Source organism: Samsonia erythrinae (genome assembly GCF_004342665.1).
In the GTDB taxonomy this organism is placed as follows: domain Bacteria; phylum Pseudomonadota; class Gammaproteobacteria; order Enterobacterales; family Enterobacteriaceae; genus Samsonia; species Samsonia erythrinae.
The window spans coordinates 105,021-123,000 of record NZ_SMBY01000003.1; the positions used below are offsets into that span (position 1 = coordinate 105,021).

Consider the following 17,980-nt stretch of genomic DNA (forward strand, 5'->3'; position numbering starts at 1 on the left):
TCTCGTTTATTGTCCTCTCCAAGCCCCAATTTCTCCGGGGCTTTTTTTTATTCCGGTTCAGACAGAAAAATTTGTTAAACTGCGAACAGTCGTAGTGCAGGTGGAGAGAAGATGTTGGAGTTTGAAGGGCGAACGATCGCAACAGATGCCCAGGGTTACCTCATGGACAGTACGGAGTGGAGCGAAGCATTGTCTCCCATGTTAGCCGCGCAGGAAGGCATCGAATTGACCGAAGCGCATTGGGAAGTCATCCGGTTTGTGCGGAATTTTTATCTCGAATTTAATACCTCACCGGCGATACGCATGCTGGTGAAAGCCATGGCGCAAAAGTACGGCGAAGAAAAAGGCAATAGCCGTTATCTGTATCGACTGTTTCCTAAAGGGCCAGCCAAGCAGGCGACTAAAATCGCCGGCCTACCCAAACCGGTGAAATGCATCTAGGCCTATTCCGGGTCAATAACGGATCGAAAAACGTTCATAGTCAGTCTTACCATGCGGCTCAATAAGCACCTTATCAACCCGGGCGCTTCGCGGGCCCCCTTGTTTAAGCCAGCTAAGCAGCGTTTCAACCGCGTCCTGCTCACCGTTTGTCACCACTTCCACGCTGCCGTCATCACAATTGCGCGCGTAACCATTCAGCCCAAGCTTCACGGCCTGATGTTGTGTGCTGTAGCGAAATCCAACGCCTTGAACCAGACCATAGACATACGCCACGACAGCTATTTTTGCCATATTTTCCTCCTTCCCAACGCTGAACGCCAATAACACGTCAGCAGCAGGGCTGTATATTCTATAAATTTACACCATACTATTAATCATGTACTCAATCCGTGCTCCACTTAAGAACACCGCGCAGCATCACTTGAAAAAACGGAATACCGCTCTGCCTCAGAGGTCGTTGTCGGACGAATGCCATGGCCGCATCCGTCTTATCTGTCGTACACAGAAAGCGGTATCAATTTTTCGGGAGGTTATATGATCATCTGTAAATTCAGTATCGGACAGCAGATTCGTCATAAATTCCTCGGGTATCCAGGCGTCATTATTGATATCGACCCTGAGTACTCATTGGAAACGCCCCCGTGGGAAGAGATAAGCGACACTGACACATCGCGCTCCGAGCCGTGGTATCACGTGGTGATGGAAAATGATGAAGGGCAACCGGTCCACACCTATCTGGCGGAAGCGCATTTGATAAAGGAAGAACTTTCCGAACACGATAACCCTTCTCTCAATGAACTGGCCGAAGCCATTCAACGTCGGGCCCCCTATCTGCGCCATTAGAGGCAGTGCCAAGAGCAGGCCCGGATAGGTTGCCTCGCCGGTATCACACTCAATGCTTGCGGCTTATTTAGTCAACCCCAGCCGGGGGATTTCGATTTTCGGGCAACGATCCATCACAACCTGTAAACCGGCGTTGCGTGCTAAAATAGCCGCCTGCGCGTTGATAACGCCAATTTGCAACCATAAGACGCTAGCGCCGATAGCAATGGCCTCTTTAGCGATCTCATAGGCCGCTTCAGGCTGACGAAAAACATCCACCATATCAACCGGCTTAGGAATATCCGCTAAGCGGGCATAGACTTTTTGTCCTAAAAGCGTCTGTCCGGCCAGTTTGGGACTAACGGGAATCACGTCATAACCTTGTGTAAGCAGATACGCCATCACGCCATAGCTTGGTCGCGATGGCGTATCGCTCGCCCCGACAAGCGCAATCGTTTTAACCGAGCCCAGCACCGCTTTGATATCGCTGTCATTCATATTATTCAGCCTCTTTCGCATGGTTTATTTCAGTGTATCGTAGATTCCACGCGCGAGGTGAAATCACCGCTTTTCATTTCCCATTCCACGTCGCCTCGATGAAACAGCGCTGACCACGTCGTTCAATGGAGGATGTCGGCCCGAACAATATCATGACAGTCTGTTGCAAACTGAAACCTTTGACACACCAGGCCAATTACTCAACAATATGTAACCTGTTCGTCATCTGAGAAAATTATGAAATTCAGCTTTATTACCGCCTGCCTTTTCATCGCTGGCTTATGTGGTTCAGCCTTCGCGGCAACAACGCTGAAATTGGATCAGAAAGTCGATCTTCTCATGGTTGATGGACAAAAAATGGCAGGTTCGCTGCTGAAAGGTGCCGATAGCCTTGAACTCAGCAACGGTCAACACCAAATTTTGTTCAAGGTTGTCAAAACTGTCGATGCGCAGACCGGCCTGCCCGCCACCTATTTCCCCCAAACGTTTATTGCGGCGTTTAATACTGAAAATGTGCTGGCTGTTTCATTTAAACTGCCGCCGCTGCAAACATTTCAGGATCGCAAAAATTTTACCGTCCAGCCCCAATACCAATTGCTTGATGAGAAAAACCGGGCTATCCCCGTTCTCAGCGATGCGTTGGCGATTGCTGAGAGTGAATTACCTGACATAGAGAGAAAGATGTCGGAATATAACGCGTCGGCGAAGGGAGCCTCGGTAGCGAGCTTTGCCGCCACGCTGAACGAATCTGTAAGTTGGTGATTTTACGCGCGGCTACGTCAGAACTTTGATAGCGGTTTGCCTTTTTCTGTATTTATCCCTTTGCACTAAAACAGCGTTTTCGTAATCTGTCTTTACCTTAGTTTCAGCATGACTACACCAGATTGAAGGATGTCACTATGGAGTTCACCACCCGCACCATCGCCGCGCAAAAGCACATTGCGCTGGTCGCGCATGATCACTGTAAACAGGCTTTATTAGATTGGGTTAGTGAAAATAAACAACAACTTGCAGAACATGTCCTTTATGCCACGGGCACAACAGGCAACCTGATTCAGTTAAATACCGGCCTGCCCGTCAAAAGCATGTTAAGCGGCCCCATGGGAGGCGACCAACAGGTTGGCGCGTTAATCTCCGAAGGGAAAATCGACCTGATGATCTTTTTTTGGGACCCGCTCAATGCCGTGCCGCATGACCCTGACGTAAAGGCACTACTGAGGCTGGCGACGGTATGGAACATTCCGGTTGCGACCAACCGGGCAACGGCTGACTTTCTGATTAACTCCGCGCTATTTAAAGAACCGGTTCAGATTACTATCCCTGACTACCAGCGCTATTTGCAAGACCGTCTGAAATAGTCGCCGTCGCCAATAGACCAGCGATGCTTTGCTTGCTGGTCTTCGCCCTGTTAACGCACGGCGTTTTGAACTTTTTGTCACCCCGGTTTACGTTGCTTCGGCACCCCCAGTCGATGGAGATGTTCGATAAAGACGGATGGGTTCTTTACATCTTGTAGTAACCAGACGCGGTGTTTCGCTCTGGTTAGCGCCACATACAGTAAGCGACGCTCCTCCGCATCCGGGAAATCCTCAGGTTCGGGCAATAATACCGTTTCCATCACCGATTCACGGGCTGGCGCCGGGAAACCGTCTTTCCCATCATGCAAGCCGACTATAATGACATATTCCGCCTGCTGCCCTTTACTGGCATGTACCGTCATAAAATCAAGCGGTAAATTCGGCCATCGGGTCGCAGCCTTATCCAGAATATCAGGGCGTAAATGGTGATAACGGGCCAGGATCAGAACGCGTTCATCAGCCTTAACAAACCCACTTAGCTTGTCCAGCAGCGGCTCAAGCTGCTCCTGAGGCAGGATAGTCACCGCTTTTTTGTCGCCTTTGCTCAGGCTATTTAGCGGTTTTCTCAACTGATAAGGGTTCTGCTGTATAAACGTGTTGGCGATCTCCCCGATACGATCATTAAAGCGGTAAGTGGTATCCAGCGCGCACTGTTCACTCACGCCGAAATGCTGTTCAAACGCGGTCGTCAGCGTCAGCTCAGCGCCGCTAAAGCGGTAAATCGCCTGCCAATCATCTCCCACGGCAAAAAGGCAGGTACGGCTATTTTGCCTGCGTAATGCCGCAAGCAACTTTGCCCGCTGTGGCGAAATGTCCTGAAATTCATCCACCAGTATGTGCTTCCACGGGCTTACAAAGCGCCCTTTATCAAGCAGGTTCACGGCCTGATGGATTAGACCGGAGAAATCGACGGCATTCTCCTCCTTGAGCGCTTTTTTCCAGGCTTTCAGCAGCGGCGCCATCAGGCGAATACGCTGCTGAAATTGCGCCCGAATCGATTCCGGCGCTTGTTCTATCATTTCATTCTGACTACCACCATGCATACGCATCAGTCCCAGCCAACGTTCCAGCCGTCCCGCCAGCCGGTTCGCCAGCATCGGGTCATTCCAGAAATCACCTTCGGACACCGCCCACCCCAGCTCTTCCGTTAACCACCGCCGCCAGCCGTTAGCCTGCGTTTTTTTCTCGTGACATTGCTGTTGCCAGTGAGTAATCAGCAACTCACGCCGCCGTTTTGCATCACTTTCCAACTGGCTGACGATCGGGGCTTTGCGGCTGGCCTGTTGAATAATGTGCAATGCCAGCGCGTGGAACGTCTTAGCCTGAATCGCCTCAGTGTGGAGCCTTTCTTGGATCCGCTCATTCATCTCTTCTGCCGCCTTACGACCGAATGCCAGCAGCAGAATCTGATCGGGCGTGGCCGCTTGCCGATGGAGTAGCCATGCCGCTCTGGCGACCAGCACCGAAGTTTTTCCGCTTCCCGCCCCGGCGAGAACCAGCACACCGTCTTCGCCATTAATCACGGCCTGGCTCTGAGACACATTGAGCGGCGAGCGCTCCACCGACCCGAAGAAAGCCTGCTCTGCCTCAAGGGTACGCGCCATCCATGCCTGATTAGCCGCAACCCGCATCTCATCGCCCCGCTCAAGCCAGTTCAAACAGCATTGATAGTTTTCACGGCAGTTATCGAATGCGTCGAGCCGAGATGCGGGCAGCGGCAGCGCCGCCAGAGAATCACGGATGTCACGCTGTAATGTCGCCAGCGCCTGACGACTCAGCCAGTTATCCTGCTGCGTCAATGTTTGAACGCTGTCCATTTGGCGCTGCAAAACCTCGGCGCTGACCTGGCTCATGTCTTCGCTCCAGCTAAGCCAGGATTTAAGCAGGTGGTGATAAAAAGCCTGCGTTTCCTGCCACTCAGTACCGTGCAGGCGAACGACTTTTCCAGCGGGCAACTCAAACTCCAGCTCTCCCCATACCAGCCCTCTTTTACAGTGGATACTCAGCAACTGATTAAACGGGATCAGGTATTCGTGTTTATCGCCACTCACTTCAACACCGGCATTCAGTAATCGCACCCGGTTATAAGGATGCTGAGCCAAATGTTTGCCTAACGAGGTGGATTTCAGTTCCATGATGTTCGCGCCATGACTGTATAGAGGTTATTCGGCTAGTTTTTAACTTCACTGTTCCCTAGTTTACCCGTTATCTGACATCCCCCTCTAGCCTTAAAAACAGGTTAGGATATCCTGACACTTGATGTGATAATTCTTTAACCATCAGAGAGTTTGCCTAACCTGTAAATATAGGAAAACTATGCGTACTGTTTTAAATATCCTTAACTTCGTACTGGGTGGTTTTTTCACCACATTAGCCTGGCTTCTGGCCACCATTGTGAGCGTCTTGCTGATTTTCACCCTACCGCTGACGCGTTCATGCTGGGAAATTACCAAGCTATCCTTGTTGCCATACGGTAATGAAGCGATCCATGTTGATGAACTGCGCCCGGATGAAAAGAGTGCCATTCTCAGCACGGGCGGTTCGGTGCTGAATATCTTCTGGTTCATTTTCTTCGGCTGGTGGCTTTGCCTGTCGCACATCGTGACGGGGATTGCCCAATGCATTACGATCATCGGCATCCCCGTTGGGATAGCCAACTTTAAAATCGCCGCTATCGCGCTATGGCCTGTAGGACGTCGCGTGGTTTCCGTCGAAATGGCTCAGGCGGCGCGGGAAAATAATGCCCGTCGTCACTATCGTTAACGGCCTCTAAGGAAATGACGTTGCTCACCCTTTCACCGGGCATTCGCCGCTATGTGTACAACAGCAGCTGGCTGTATACCATCCGCATCTTTATTGCACTCAGTGGCGCATCGGCCGTTCCCTGGTGGCTGGGCCAACCCACGTCGACCATTCCCCTCACCCTTGGCGTCGTCGCCGCTGCACTGACCGATCTTGACGATCGCCTCACTGGTCGTTTACGCAATCTGTTCATTACGCTGACCTGCTTTTTTGTGGCTTCTGTTTCGATCGAACTGCTTTTCCCTTATCCCTGGCTGTTCGGATTGGGTTTGGCGGTGTCGACATGGGGGTTTATCCTGCTCGGCGCATTAGGTCAGCGCTATGCGACCATCGCCTTTGGCGCATTGCTGATCGCCATTTACACCATGTTAGGGATATCGCTTTATGATAACTGGTATCAGCAGCCCATCATGTTGCTGGTCGGGGCCTCCTGGTACAACCTGCTCACCCTGCTCGGCCATTTGATATTCCCTATCCGCCCATTGCAGGATAACCTCGCTCAGTGTTATCAACAGTTGGCTCACTATCTGGATGCGAAAGCCAACCTTTTCGATCCGGAAATAGAAGAGGAAACCGACAGACCATTAATTGATGTCGCCATGGCAAACAGCCAGCTGGTTGCTACGCTCAATCAGGCCAAATCCTCGCTGCTTACCCGACTGCGGGGCGATCGCGGCCAGCGGGGGACACGGCAAACGCTGCATTACTACTTTGTCGCTCAGGACATTCACGAACGCGCCAGTTCATCACACGTTTACTACCCGCTATTGCGCGAAAAACTGCGCTACAGCGATGTCCTGTTTCGCTTTCAACGCCTGTTGACGATGCAGGCCAAAGCCTGCCAGCAGTTGTCGCAATCCATTCTGTTGCATCAAAAATATCAGCATGACAACCGGTTTGAGCGGGCTTTTGTCCATCTCGAAGCGGCCATTGAACGCATCGCGGCCAACAAAATGGCTGATATCGCGCAAATCAAGGCGCTCACTTATCTGCTGAATAATCTGCGCGCGATTGATGCGCAGTTAGCAACCATTGAATCCGAACAGGCTATCGAACAGGAAAACACGGCGGAAAACACGCTGGCCGATGACAAGCTTACAGGCTGGAGCGACATACGCCTACGCATTAGCCGCCACCTGACGCCTCAGTCGTCACTGTTTCGCCACGCTGTACGCATGTCTGTATTACTGTGCAGCGGCTATACGTTGATTCAGGTGACAGGCTTACAACACGGTTACTGGATCCTGCTGACCAGTTTATTTGTCTGCCAGCCCAACTATAACGCTACCCGGCGACGCCTGACGCTGAGAATTATCGGGACGCTAACCGGTATTTTACTTGGCCTGCCCATCTTGTATTTCGTTCCCTCATTAGAAGGCCAACTAACGCTGATCGTCATTAGCGGCGTTCTGTTCTTTGCCTTTCGCAACGTACAATATGCGCATGCCACCATGTTTATTACTCTGCTCGTCCTGCTGTGTTTCAACCTTCTGGGGGAAGGCTTTGAAGTCGCCGTTCCACGTATCATTGATACGCTGCTGGGGTGCGCCATCGCGTGGGCGGCAGTCAGCTTTATCTGGCCAGACTGGCGTTTCCGCACGCTGCCCGCGGTTATCACCAAGACCCTGGAGGCCAACTGTCGTTATCTTGACGCGATCATCGCGCAATATCATCAGGGCAAGGACAATAGCCTGCCCTATCGGATTGCCCGCCGTGATGCGCATAACTGCGATGCGGAACTGGCATCCCTCGTGTCAAATATGTCGTCAGAACCCCATGCCCCCCGAAACCAGCTGGACAGCGCGTTCCGTCTCATGTGCCTGAACCACACGTTGTTGAGCTATATTTCGACGTTAGGCGCACACCGGGGGAAAATCGCCTCATTGGAAACGCTGCAATTACTGGATGATGCCGTTCGCCATGTTGATGACGCGCTGCAGTGCCGTGAAGAAGAACGTTTGCATCTTAATCAGGGATCGGAAACCATCACCGCCAGAATCCAATCCCTTACACCTGAACCAGACAGCAAAGAATCGTTAGTCATCCAGCAGATCGGCCTGCTGATCGGGCTGCTGCCCGAACTGGTACAGCTAAAAAACGAGATGACCACTCAGTGAAATCTTTAGCGCTGCTAGTGCTTGGGCTCCTTAGAGACGGCATGGTGCTGATACCATTCCACCAGCTCGCGGCGGATAGGGTGAGGCAGCGCGGCCTGATGTGTGCCACAAATCGCCCCCGCCAGCGCCAACAGCACATTGACGCTCAGGTTGCTGCGAATCTTTCGCAGCTCAAGGTAGCTGCTTTTTGCCCCGTAATGCTGTAATTCATCGACATTCTGTATGCCCGCCTTCCATAGCAAGCGCTCGATATCGTGATTAAGATTCGGGAGATCCTTCAAACGTCCATTTGCACTTCTGACCGTTTTATCGTACTGCGCGCCCGCCAGCGCCACCCGGGCCAGAAACAGCAGTTGTGACGGCTCTTGCCATAATGCCTCGTCCACAAGAAAGTAGTTAAGGGGGACCGGTATGCCGCGTTTGGTATAGATCAGGTTAATCATTTCACGACGCTGAAAATGTTGTTCATCTTTCTTACTGGCACGAAGGTAAAGTTCGCCCTCAGAGACCAGGCCGAAAATTGTCTTATTTGCTGCGATGCTGTAGCCACCAAATTGGGAACGCGAAGTGATGTTCCCCAAAGATGAAAAAGAGTGCTGTGATTGCAAAATCCTTTTTTTGCATAAATGCTTCATGGGTAATCCTTAGTGTTAAAATAATTTTATCCCGCAAAAATCAGTCAAGTAAAATCAATAGCAGGAACAAATAATTAATCACAGCGCAGGGGCAGCTTCAAACATAAAATGTGTTTAATGTCTTTCACATAAGGAATATGCGAGGCACTTTCAAAATCAGGTTGATTTTCGCTCACACAGGATATACTGTATACCCATACAGTAACACTATGGGTGAAACTCATTATGCGTACGCAATCAAGCAGCTCTCACAACGTTCAGGCCCCATCGCTTTCTGTGACTCAACGTGCTGCGGCTCCCGCAGCGTGTACGGGCGGAATCATCAGCGAAATCGTGTACAACGCCGATCAACCCATAGTCACACACCTGCTCTTACCGCTTTTACAACAGTTGGGCGCGCAGTCTCGCTGGTTGCTGTGGCTATCCCCACAACAAAAATTGAGCCGTCCCTGGGTACAGCAATCCGGGTTACCGCTCGAAAAAATAGTCCAACTCCATCACATCAATCCTCTGTTTACGGTTGACGCAATGGAAAGAGCGTTATTGACTGGCAATTACAGCGCCGTCTTATGTTGGTTGTCCGATGAGCTAACGGAAGAAGAAAAGGTTCGGTTACGGCAGGCGGCGCAGGCAGGAAACACCTACGGCTTTATTATGCGCTCCGAAAGCGCGGGCGATGACGCCTATAGACTCTTTCCGAGCCTTAAAATTCACTCAACATTGTATCATTAAGTAAATTAAGAATTTTCTCAGCCCGATCAGACCATGCGCTTCGCAGATCGCTGCGAAGCGGTATTCTGCGGGCTTTTTGTTTATTTTTAAAACACATGAAAGACGCAACATCTGTCAAAACCATCTATTATTTGTTAATAAGTATGTATGAATCGTGCGTTTTTCTTAAGTCGCAAATAACATCATACTTGTAACTTTCTCATCACGTTGTAGACTTTAACTCGCTGGAGTTGCTCTTTTATAACGTCAGTTGACTGACAGTGAGTCATAAATAAGGGCAAAGTCTCCAACCAAAGGATTTTAACCAAAGGTTTATTAGCCCGCACGGGTTAATTACCGATTTGGATGATAATGAGGCGTAAAATGAAAAAAACAGCTATCGCAGTTGCAGTGGCACTGGCTGGCTTCGCGACCATCGCGCAAGCTGCTCCTAAAGATAATACCTGGTACACCGGTGGTAAACTGGGTGTGTCTCAATTCCACGATACTGGTTTCTACGGAAATGGTTATTCCGGTGTCAATAACAACCCAATCAAAACCAAGCTAGGCGCAGGTGCCTTCCTTGGTTATCAAGCAAACCCATACCTGGGTTTTGAACTGGGTTACGATTGGCTGGGTCGCATGAAATATGCTGGCTCTACATCTAATGCAGCAGATAGCGCAAGCTTTAAAGCTCAAGGCGTTCAGCTGGCAGCTAAGCTGAGCTACCCAGTATTATCCGATCTGGACATCTATACTCGTCTGGGTGGTATGATTTGGCGTACTGATAGCCACGCGGCTATCGGCGGCGGACACATCAACAACGACGATACCGGCGTTTCCCCGCTGGCAGCTATCGGTGTTGAATACGCTATCGACAAAAACTGGGCTACCCGTGTTGACTACCAATGGGTAAGCAACATCGGTGACGCAGGTACCGTTGGTGCGCGTCCAGACAACATGCTGATGAGCGTGGGTCTGTCCTACCGTTTCGGTCAGGAAGATCGCGTAGTACCAGCTCCGGCTCCGGCTCCGGCGCCAGTTGTTGAAACCAAGCGTTTCACGCTGAAATCTGACGTGCTGTTCAACTTCAACAAAGCAACGCTGAAAGCAGAAGGCCAGCAATCACTGGATCAACTGTACACTCAGCTGAGCTCTCTGGATCCGAAAGACGGTTCCGTTGTTGTTCTGGGCTTCACCGACCGTTTAGGTTCAGAGCAATACAACCAGGCCCTGTCTGAAAAACGCGCTCAGAGCGTCGTTGATTACCTGGTATCCAAAGGTATTCCTGCGAACAAAATCTCTGCTCGTGGTCAGGGTAAATCTCAGCCGGTTACCGGTTCTACCTGTGACAACGTGAAGCCGCGCGCTGCGCTGATCGACTGCCTGGCACCGGATCGTCGTGTAGAGATCGAAGTTAAAGGCATCAAAGACGTTGTAACTCAGCCTCAGGCTTAAGTTATTAACGAAAAAACCTCGCTTCGGCGAGGTTTTTTTATGCACGCTGGTCACGCTCTTTACCCTAAATCACAAACGACTACTTCCCATCACTATTGAGAATCGCTTTGAGATCCTGTTTAAGCAGGGACATTTGGCTGGCGTATTTTTCTTTATGTTCAGCATCCTCGATTAACTGCACAATCGTCTCGGACAGCGTAGCGCCCCGTCTCTGAGCCAGAGCCGCAAGCCGCTGCCAGACCAGATATTCCAGATCGATCGATTTCTTACGCGTATGCTGATGTTCCGCATTAAAATGGCGCTTGCGTCGCGCACGGATGGTTTGCTTCATCCGGTTTTCTAAAGCGGGGTTCATACACTGCGCTATCCATTCCAGCACGTTTACCGGTTGGTTTTCCATCCGAAGCAACGTTTGCACAGCCTCATCCGCCGCGCTCTGTTCCAGAAAACGCGTAATCGCCTCACCTTCCCGGTGCTTCTTCACCAGGTACTTCCATTTCCACCCGCACTCAAGATTTTCTAGTTGTTGATATTTCATATTAAATGCTTCAGTGACCGCGTAACGTTACTTCTAGCATAACAGTTTTCTCTGATTTTGACCGCTTTCCGGCAGCTTTTAAGACGATTAGCCAAACGCGGTAAGGACGATAACGCATGAAAGATGACGGGGAGATGACTCTCCTTCTGTGCAGTACACGTTATTCTTGTATAATCACGGTTTTCCTTTAGACAATTACATTGATACTTTGACCAGTAACCGACTCTCATGGCAGCATTTACTGCCCAATAACACGCCTTATCAAACGCTATTCACTCAGGCTGCTCAGCTTGCACCTGTTGAATTTTCCGCTATTCAGCCGCGCCTGTCAGACAGCCTGACCCTTTTTTGCCACCCTCATTCGCCTTCCCGCTTTATGCTGTTGAAAGCACAGGAAAACGACGAATACATGGCATTAATCTCCCGCACGCTGAACGCCATCAGGCCGGAGTCTGGCGCGGTATATGGCAGTAAATATATCATTGAGGGTCGCCATATCCGGGTTGAACCCGCCACGTTGCCGACAGATAACTTCGCCGCCCAGCAATCCTGTGGCTATCAGGAATGGATAGAGCCGGAGCAGCTCTTTGGCTGTGTACGCAGTTTTCACGATGAAATCACGCTGTATCCAGGGCTGATTCATCAGGTTAACGGCGGTACGCTGATTCTGTCAGCCAGATCGCTACTGGCGCAGCCGTTGATGTGGCTGCGTTTGAAACAGATTATGGCTGAAGGGCTCTACCGCTGGCAGTCGCCAGACGAGCGCAAACCCTTGCCTGTTGATATTCCACCGATGCCTCTCAATGTCCGCCTGATTATTCTTGGTGACCGCGACAGTCTGGCGGATATTCATGATATGGAGCCGGAGCTAAGCGAGCACGCCATATACGGTGAGTTTGAAGCGCTATTGCAGCTGATTGAAACCGATGACATGGCGCGCTGGTGCGCCTATATCAACGCGTTATGCAGCGAAAATCATCTGCCTCGGCTTGCCGCCGATGCCTGGCCGGCGTTAGTGAACATCGCAGTCCGTTACAGCGGCGATCAGGGGAATTTACCTTTATGCCCGCGCTGGCTTATCGGCCAACTGAAATACGCCGCGTTGTACGCCAGAGAGGGAGAAATAACGAAGCAGGCGCTGGTTGACGCCGTTGCCGCTCGTCAATGGCGTGAAGGTTATCTTCGTGAGCGGATGCAGGATGAAATCGAGCTAGGCCAGATCCTTATTGAAACCGAAGGTGAAGTCATCGGTCAGGTCAACGGGCTTTCCGTTCTTGAGTTTCCCGGCTATCCCGTTGCCTTTGGCGAACCGACGCGCATCAGCTGCGTCGTACATGCGGGCGACGGGGAACTGACCGACGTCGAGCGGAAGGCTGAACTGGCGGGCAATTTGCACGCCAAAGGGATGATGATCATGCAGGCGTTCCTGATTGCGGAACTGGAACTCGATCAGCAGCTCCCTTTCTCTGCTTCCATGGTCTTTGAGCAGTCCTACAGTGAAGTCGACGGCGACAGTGCCTCGCTGGCGGAACTGTGTGCGCTGGTGAGCGCGCTCTCCCTGCGTCCAATCAATCAGCAGTTCGCCGTCACCGGTTCCGTCGACCAGTTTGGTCACGTCCAGCCCATTGGCGGCATAAATGAAAAAATTGAAGGTTTTTTTGAAGTTTGTCAGCGTCGTGGGCTAACGGGAAACCAGGGGGTGATTTTACCGGCTGCCAACCTGCGTCACCTCTGCTTGCAGGAAGACGTTGTGGACGCTGTCCGCCAAGGGCAATTTCATCTCATTCCGGTAGAAACTGCGCCGGAAGCGGTATCGCTGTTGACTAACCTTGCTTACGATGATGAACAGCAGCCTAACTTGCTGGCGGCGATTCGTGAGCGGATTGGACACATGATGCCGCAAGAGCGCAGACGTTTTCCCTGGTTTTTCCGTTAACGCAACTGGTTTAACCAGACGTAACAGACTTGCTCAGCGTACATCTGTACGCTAACCTGCGTGCTTCATTAAAATAAGGCTTACAGAGACCATGGTAGATAAACGCGAATCCTATACGAAAGAAGACCTCCTTGCCTCCAGTCGGGGTGAATTGTTCGGCCCACAGGGTCCGCAATTACCGGCGCCTAACATGCTAATGATGGACCGCGTCGTTAAAATGACAGAGGATGGCGGTAAGTATGGCAAAGGCTACGTGGAAGCCGAACTGGATATCACGCCTGATCTGTGGTTCTTCGGTTGCCATTTCATCGGCGATCCCGTCATGCCGGGCTGCCTCGGTCTGGATGCCATGTGGCAGTTAGTCGGCTTCTATCTGGGCTGGCTGGGCGGCGAAGGTAAAGGCCGCGCGCTCGGCGTAGGTGAAGTGAAATTTGCCGGACAGATTCTGCCAACCGCGAAGAAAGTGACTTACCGTATTCACTTCAAACGCGTCATTAACCGTCGTCTGGTTATGGGGATTGCTGACGGTGAAGTTCTGGTCGACGGACACCCGATCTACACCGCCAATGAGCTGAAAGTCGGCCTGTTCAAAGACACTAACGCGTTCTAAGCGTCAAGTGCTATTGCGGGCGAAAATCGCTTCGCCCGCACGACACTCTCCGCTCCTCTGATGACGTCCAGAACACTTATGATGGGCTTTTCAGCTCATTCGCTATCGAATGCCGTACATCCTGCGGGATTTTTAACTCCGTCGCTAACGCGTCCAGATAGCTTTTTTCCATGAAGTGGTCAACATCGATCACAGCGCAGCTCAGAAAGTAAATCTCAAGCGCTTCTTCCTCATTTTTCACGTCTCTTGCCAGCAAGGCCGGATCGAGCGGTTGTTCTATGGCTTCCTGCACCCAGCGGTTTGCCTCACTGCCTAATTGCAACTGCTGAATATTTTCCTCAATGCGCTGCTTCTCCGTGGCATCAATATGGCCATCACTCTTGGCGGCAAAGACCAGAGCCTGAATCAGGCGCCGGGCACGGATATTGTCAGACGAGGCGTGAGCGCCGAACTGCGGATCATCCTGATGCGCGTCACGAACGCGTTTCTTGTATTGATTCCACAGAACCACGCCGGCTGCCGCACTACCACCGATAATCAACGCGTTTTTACCCAATGAGCCCATGATTTTCCGCGCGGATTTATTCGACAGCAGTACCCCGGCCAGCCCCCCTAACGCCGCAGGTTTCATCATATCGCCCAGATTACCGTTCGAGCCCCCTTGATGATGATTACCCTGCTTGCTACCTGAGTTTAATAAGCCCTGAATCTGTTGCAGCCAGTTATTCATTTCGTTCTCCCAAGGAAAAGTGCCATCACTCATGACATTACTGTTCAATAGTAATGGTGCTCAGGACGTTTGTTTGTCAGGTTGTGTATAACAATGAAAAGTATGGGCTGAGCCAGAAACACAGCCCATAAACTGAAGCTGGTGAATTACGATATGGATTTCAGCGGCGATTTCTTCACCGGCGCCGTTCCCGCAACATAATAGCGCGCCTTACTGCGCGGTAACGGCTGACGTCCACGGATGCGGTCAGCAATTTTCTCGGCGATCATGATCGTGGTTGCGTTCAGGTTGCCGGTGATAATCTGCGGCATAATGGAAGCATCCACCACGCGCAGCCCCTCCATCCCGTGTACACGCCCTTGCCCATCGACGACGGCCATCTCATCTTCCCCCATCTTACAGGAGCAGGAAGGATGGAATGCGGTCTCGGCATGCGTGCGAATAAAATCGTCCAATTCCTCGTCGGTCTGAACATCCGGCCCCGGGCTAATCTCCCGACCACGGTATTTATCCAGCGCGGGCTGCGCCATAATTTCACGCGTCAGGCGAATCGCATCGCGAAACTCTTGCCAGTCCTGTTCCGTCGACATGTAGTTGAATAAGATACTCGGATGCTCACGAGGATCTCTGGAGCGGATCTGTACGCGCCCTCGGCTGGGCGAACGCATAGAACCGACATGGGCCTGAAAGCCGTGCTCTTTTACCGCATTACTGCCGTTATAGTTAATCGCGACAGGCAGGAAATGATACTGAATATTCGGCCAGGCAAATTCCTCGCGGCTGCGAATAAAACCGCCCGCCTCAAACTGATTGCTGGCGCCGATGCCTGTCCCATTCAATAACCATTCCGCGCCAATTTTTGGCTGATTGAACCACTGTAGTGCCGGATAGAGCGATACGGGTTCTTTGCAGGCATACTGCAAATACATTTCCAGATGGTCCTGTAGGTTCTCCCCGACGCCGGGTAAATCGTGCACCACAGGAATGTCGAACCGCTGCAACAAATCTGCCGGCCCTACGCCCGAACGCTGTAGAATTTGCGGCGAGGCAATCGCACCCGCACACAGCAGCACCTCACGCCGCGCCTTCGCCGTTTGCCTACGTTCGCCTTTAACGTAGGCGACGCCGACGGCCCGCTTTCCCTCAAAGAGAATTTGATCGGTCAAGGCATGCGTCACAATGGTCAGATTTTTACGTCCCTTCGCCTGATCCAGATAGCCACGTGCGGTACTGGCGCGCCGTCCTCTCGGCGTAACGGTTCGGTCCATCGGCCCAAAGCCTTCCTGCTGATAGCCGTTGAGATCGTCCGTACGCGGATAGCCCGCCTGTACGCCCGCGTCCACCATCGCATGGAACAGCGCATTGTTTCCCATTTTCGGCGTTGTCACCGAAACCGGTCCATTCGCGCCATGGTAGTCATTCGGCCCCACATCTCGCGCTTCGGCTTTACGGAAATAAGGCAGACAGTCGAGGTAGCTCCAGTTCTCCAGACCCGGCATCGTCGCCCAATTGTCAAAGTCCATCGCATTGCCGCGGATATAGCACATGCCATTAATCAGCGACGAACCGCCTAACCCTTTACCACGACCGCATTCCATACGGCGGTTGTTCATATGCGGTTCTGGATCGGTTTCATAAGCCCAGTTATAGCGTCTCCCTTGTAAAGGAAAAGCCAACGCGGCAGGCATCTGCGTGCGAAAATCCAGCCGATAGTCCGGCCCCCCGGCCTCAAGCAGCAACACGCTCACATCACTGTCTTCCGTTAAACGCGTTGCCAGCACATTGCCCGCGGAACCGGCGCCGATGATAATGTAGTCATATTCCATTAGGCTTTCTCCCCTTCGTTCAAAATACCGAGTGGAATTCACCCAGTTCAACCTGTACAGATTTGATTTGCGTGTAGTGTTCCAGCGTTGTAATGCCGTTCTCGCGGCCGACACCCGAATGCTTATAGCCGCCTACCGGCATCTCAGCCGGCGATTCGCCCCAGGTATTGATCCAGCAAATCCCGGCTTCAAGCTGATGAATAACCCGATGCGCCCGACTCAGGTCGCGGGTAACAATTCCCGCAGCCAACCCATACTCACTCTCATTCGCCCGGCGGATAACCTCATCTTCATCCCGATATGTCAGAATGCTCATGACCGGGCCAAAAATTTCTTCCCGCACAATCGTCATCTCGTCTCTGCAATCGGTGAACACGGTAGGTGCGACATAGGCGCCCTGAGCATAGTCGCCCTCCGTCATACGCATGCCGCCCACCAGCACGCGCGCCCCTTCACGCTTGCCGCTGTCGATGTAACGCAGTACCGATTCCATATGCGGAAAGCTGACCAACGGGCCGAAATTCACCAGCTCATCCGTCGGGTCGCCAACACGAATGCGTTGGACTCGCGCCAGAATCTTCTCCTCAAATTGGGCCTGTAACGCCTGAGGAACAAAGACGCGCGTACCGTTGGTGCAGACCTGACCTGAGCTGAAAAAATTCGCCATCATCGCAATATCCGCTGCCCTATCCAGATCGGCGTCGTCAAAAATAATCAGCGGCGATTTTCCCCCGAGCTCCATTGTGACGTCTTTTAGCGTCGAGCTGGCGGCACTGGCCATGACGTTCTTTCCACTGACGACGCCCCCGGTGAAAGACACCTTGGCAATGCCTAGATGCGTGGTCAGTGCCTGACCGACAGTGGCGCCCGTTCCCGTCAGTACGTTGAAGACACCGTCTGGCAATCCGGCTTCGGTGTAGATCTCCGCCAGCTTCAGCGCGGTCAACGACGTCACTTCACTGGGTTTAAAGATCATGGCATTGCCCGCCGCCAGCGCAGGCGCCGATTTCCATAACGCGATTTGAATGGGGTAATTCCACGCGCCAATACCCGCCACAACGCCCAGAGGTTCGCGGCGAGTATAGACAAATGACGTCTCACGCAGGGGGATTTGCTGGCCTTCGAGCATCGGAATCAAACCCGCGTAATACTCCAGAACATCCGCCCCGGTAACGATATCAACCGTTCGGGTTTCCGATAGCGGCTTGCCGGTATCGTGCGTTTCAATCAGCGCCAGTTCGTCGTTGCGCTCACGTAAGATATCGACGGCACGACGCAAAATGCGCGACCGCTCCATCGCCGGCATGGCTCCCCATACTTTCTGTCCCGCCGCCGCCGCCGTCACCGCCCGTTCGACGTCTGTGGCGGTGGCCGACTGAATCTGGGCGATAATTTCGCCATTAGCGGGATTGACCGCATCAAACCGGTCACTCCCCGTGCTGTCGACATAAGCACCATTGATATAAAGCTGTTGTAAACCGTAGTGAGACATAAACTC

General features: G+C 52.1%; 18 protein-coding genes. 10 read left to right on the forward strand and 8 right to left on the reverse strand.

Annotated elements, in window-relative coordinates:
* The first annotated feature begins 111 nt into the window (after positions 1 to 111).
* Positions 112 to 441 carry a sulfurtransferase TusE gene (gene tusE / locus EDC54_RS07110; RefSeq protein ID WP_132454641.1) on the forward strand — a complete coding sequence of 110 codons (330 nt, stop codon included), beginning with the start codon at positions 112 to 114 and terminating at the stop codon, positions 439 to 441.
* Between the two features lie 12 nt (positions 442 to 453).
* Here the strand turns inward: tusE and yccX are convergent, their stop codons facing one another.
* A complete protein-coding gene (yccX, locus tag EDC54_RS07115; RefSeq protein ID WP_132454643.1) occupies positions 454 to 732 on the reverse strand; it encodes an acylphosphatase in 279 nt (92 codons plus the stop codon).
* A 243-nt stretch (positions 733 to 975) separates the two neighbouring features.
* Here yccX and hspQ point away from each other — a divergent pair, with 243 nt between their 5' ends.
* Positions 976 to 1,284: a heat shock protein HspQ gene (gene hspQ / locus EDC54_RS07120; RefSeq protein ID WP_132454645.1), complete on the forward strand. Its 309-nt coding sequence runs from the start codon at positions 976 to 978 to the stop codon at positions 1,282 to 1,284.
* A 63-nt stretch (positions 1,285 to 1,347) separates the two neighbouring features.
* Here hspQ and EDC54_RS07125 read toward each other — a convergent pair whose 3' ends face one another.
* Complete coding sequence (locus tag EDC54_RS07125) at positions 1,348 to 1,761, reverse strand: CoA-binding protein (RefSeq protein ID WP_132454647.1); 414 nt, start codon at positions 1,759 to 1,761, stop codon at positions 1,348 to 1,350.
* 237 nt (positions 1,762 to 1,998) lie between these two features.
* Between EDC54_RS07125 and EDC54_RS07130 the strand changes: the two genes are divergently transcribed.
* Positions 1,999 to 2,523, forward strand: a complete 525-nt coding sequence (locus EDC54_RS07130; RefSeq protein WP_132454649.1) for a DUF2057 family protein — start codon at positions 1,999 to 2,001, stop codon at positions 2,521 to 2,523.
* A gap of 137 nt (positions 2,524 to 2,660) precedes the next feature.
* Positions 2,661 to 3,119, forward strand: coding sequence for a methylglyoxal synthase (locus tag EDC54_RS07135; protein WP_132454651.1), 459 nt, complete (start codon positions 2,661 to 2,663; stop codon positions 3,117 to 3,119).
* Between the two features lie 77 nt (positions 3,120 to 3,196).
* Here EDC54_RS07135 and helD read toward each other — a convergent pair whose 3' ends face one another.
* Positions 3,197 to 5,254 carry a DNA helicase IV gene (helD, locus tag EDC54_RS07140; protein WP_132454653.1) on the reverse strand — a complete coding sequence of 686 codons (2,058 nt, stop codon included), beginning with the start codon at positions 5,252 to 5,254 and terminating at the stop codon, positions 3,197 to 3,199.
* A 181-nt stretch (positions 5,255 to 5,435) separates the two neighbouring features.
* On the opposite strand from helD, the gene EDC54_RS07145 reads away from it, so the two are divergent.
* Entirely contained in the window at positions 5,436 to 5,882 is a 447-nt protein-coding gene (locus tag EDC54_RS07145; RefSeq protein ID WP_132454655.1) for a YccF domain-containing protein, read from the forward strand.
* Positions 5,883 to 5,902: 20 nt separating this feature from the next.
* A complete protein-coding gene (yccS, locus tag EDC54_RS07150) occupies positions 5,903 to 8,038 on the forward strand; it encodes a YccS family putative transporter (protein ID WP_132454657.1) in 2,136 nt (711 codons plus the stop codon).
* A 14-nt stretch (positions 8,039 to 8,052) separates the two neighbouring features.
* Here the strand turns inward: yccS and EDC54_RS07155 are convergent, their stop codons facing one another.
* The gene (locus EDC54_RS07155; RefSeq protein ID WP_132454659.1) at positions 8,053 to 8,673 is read right to left on the reverse strand and encodes a TfoX/Sxy family DNA transformation protein; all 621 of its coding nucleotides are present in this window, start codon (positions 8,671 to 8,673) and stop codon (positions 8,053 to 8,055) included.
* Between the two features lie 225 nt (positions 8,674 to 8,898).
* On the opposite strand from EDC54_RS07155, the gene sulA reads away from it, so the two are divergent.
* Together sulA and ompA are read left to right on the forward strand one after the other, a co-directional pair.
* Positions 8,899 to 9,405, forward strand: a complete 507-nt coding sequence (gene sulA, locus EDC54_RS07160; protein WP_132454661.1) for an SOS-induced cell division inhibitor SulA — start codon at positions 8,899 to 8,901, stop codon at positions 9,403 to 9,405.
* A 363-nt stretch (positions 9,406 to 9,768) separates the two neighbouring features.
* Entirely contained in the window at positions 9,769 to 10,842 is a 1,074-nt protein-coding gene (gene ompA, locus EDC54_RS07165; protein WP_132454663.1) for a porin OmpA, read from the forward strand.
* 79 nt (positions 10,843 to 10,921) lie between these two features.
* Here the strand turns inward: ompA and matP are convergent, their stop codons facing one another.
* Positions 10,922 to 11,380, reverse strand: a complete 459-nt coding sequence (gene matP / locus EDC54_RS07170) for a macrodomain Ter protein MatP (protein ID WP_132454665.1) — start codon at positions 11,378 to 11,380, stop codon at positions 10,922 to 10,924.
* 166 nt (positions 11,381 to 11,546) lie between these two features.
* Between matP and EDC54_RS07175 the strand changes: the two genes are divergently transcribed.
* Together EDC54_RS07175 and fabA are read left to right on the forward strand one after the other, a co-directional pair.
* Positions 11,547 to 13,316, forward strand: a complete 1,770-nt coding sequence (locus tag EDC54_RS07175) for an AAA family ATPase (RefSeq protein ID WP_132455140.1) — start codon at positions 11,547 to 11,549, stop codon at positions 13,314 to 13,316.
* Positions 13,317 to 13,407: 91 nt separating this feature from the next.
* The gene (fabA, locus tag EDC54_RS07180; protein WP_132454667.1) at positions 13,408 to 13,926 is read left to right on the forward strand and encodes a bifunctional 3-hydroxydecanoyl-ACP dehydratase/trans-2-decenoyl-ACP isomerase; all 519 of its coding nucleotides are present in this window, start codon (positions 13,408 to 13,410) and stop codon (positions 13,924 to 13,926) included.
* A gap of 76 nt (positions 13,927 to 14,002) precedes the next feature.
* Here the strand turns inward: fabA and EDC54_RS07185 are convergent, their stop codons facing one another.
* From EDC54_RS07185 to betB, 3 genes are all read right to left on the reverse strand, one after another.
* Entirely contained in the window at positions 14,003 to 14,656 is a 654-nt protein-coding gene (locus tag EDC54_RS07185; protein WP_132454669.1) for a tellurite resistance TerB family protein, read from the reverse strand.
* 146 nt (positions 14,657 to 14,802) lie between these two features.
* Positions 14,803 to 16,482 carry a choline dehydrogenase gene (betA, locus tag EDC54_RS07190; protein WP_132454671.1) on the reverse strand — a complete coding sequence of 560 codons (1,680 nt, stop codon included), beginning with the start codon at positions 16,480 to 16,482 and terminating at the stop codon, positions 14,803 to 14,805.
* Positions 16,483 to 16,501: 19 nt separating this feature from the next.
* Positions 16,502 to 17,974, reverse strand: a complete 1,473-nt coding sequence (gene betB, locus EDC54_RS07195) for a betaine-aldehyde dehydrogenase (RefSeq protein WP_132454673.1) — start codon at positions 17,972 to 17,974, stop codon at positions 16,502 to 16,504.
* Between the last annotated feature and the right edge of the window lie 6 nt (positions 17,975 to 17,980).

What these genes read in the sequence shown, in the direction of transcription:
- tusE (WP_132454641.1), top strand. Translation starts at nt 112, where the DNA reads ATGTTGGAGTTTGAAGGGCGAACGATCGCAACAGATGCCCAGGGTTAC.
- yccX (WP_132454643.1), bottom strand. Translation starts at nt 732, where the DNA reads ATGGCAAAAATAGCTGTCGTGGCGTATGTCTATGGTCTGGTTCAAGGC.
- hspQ (WP_132454645.1), top strand. Translation starts at nt 976, where the DNA reads ATGATCATCTGTAAATTCAGTATCGGACAGCAGATTCGTCATAAATTC.
- EDC54_RS07125 (WP_132454647.1), bottom strand. Translation starts at nt 1,761, where the DNA reads ATGAATGACAGCGATATCAAAGCGGTGCTGGGCTCGGTTAAAACGATT.
- EDC54_RS07130 (WP_132454649.1), top strand. Translation starts at nt 1,999, where the DNA reads ATGAAATTCAGCTTTATTACCGCCTGCCTTTTCATCGCTGGCTTATGT.
- EDC54_RS07135 (WP_132454651.1), top strand. Translation starts at nt 2,661, where the DNA reads ATGGAGTTCACCACCCGCACCATCGCCGCGCAAAAGCACATTGCGCTG.
- helD (WP_132454653.1), bottom strand. Translation starts at nt 5,254, where the DNA reads ATGGAACTGAAATCCACCTCGTTAGGCAAACATTTGGCTCAGCATCCT.
- EDC54_RS07145 (WP_132454655.1), top strand. Translation starts at nt 5,436, where the DNA reads ATGCGTACTGTTTTAAATATCCTTAACTTCGTACTGGGTGGTTTTTTC.
- EDC54_RS07155 (WP_132454659.1), bottom strand. Translation starts at nt 8,673, where the DNA reads ATGAAGCATTTATGCAAAAAAAGGATTTTGCAATCACAGCACTCTTTT.
- sulA (WP_132454661.1), top strand. Translation starts at nt 8,899, where the DNA reads ATGCGTACGCAATCAAGCAGCTCTCACAACGTTCAGGCCCCATCGCTT.
- ompA (WP_132454663.1), top strand. Translation starts at nt 9,769, where the DNA reads ATGAAAAAAACAGCTATCGCAGTTGCAGTGGCACTGGCTGGCTTCGCG.
- matP (WP_132454665.1), bottom strand. Translation starts at nt 11,380, where the DNA reads ATGAAATATCAACAACTAGAAAATCTTGAGTGCGGGTGGAAATGGAAG.
- fabA (WP_132454667.1), top strand. Translation starts at nt 13,408, where the DNA reads ATGGTAGATAAACGCGAATCCTATACGAAAGAAGACCTCCTTGCCTCC.
- EDC54_RS07185 (WP_132454669.1), bottom strand. Translation starts at nt 14,656, where the DNA reads ATGAATAACTGGCTGCAACAGATTCAGGGCTTATTAAACTCAGGTAGC.
- betA (WP_132454671.1), bottom strand. Translation starts at nt 16,482, where the DNA reads ATGGAATATGACTACATTATCATCGGCGCCGGTTCCGCGGGCAATGTG.
- betB (WP_132454673.1), bottom strand. Translation starts at nt 17,974, where the DNA reads ATGTCTCACTACGGTTTACAACAGCTTTATATCAATGGTGCTTATGTC.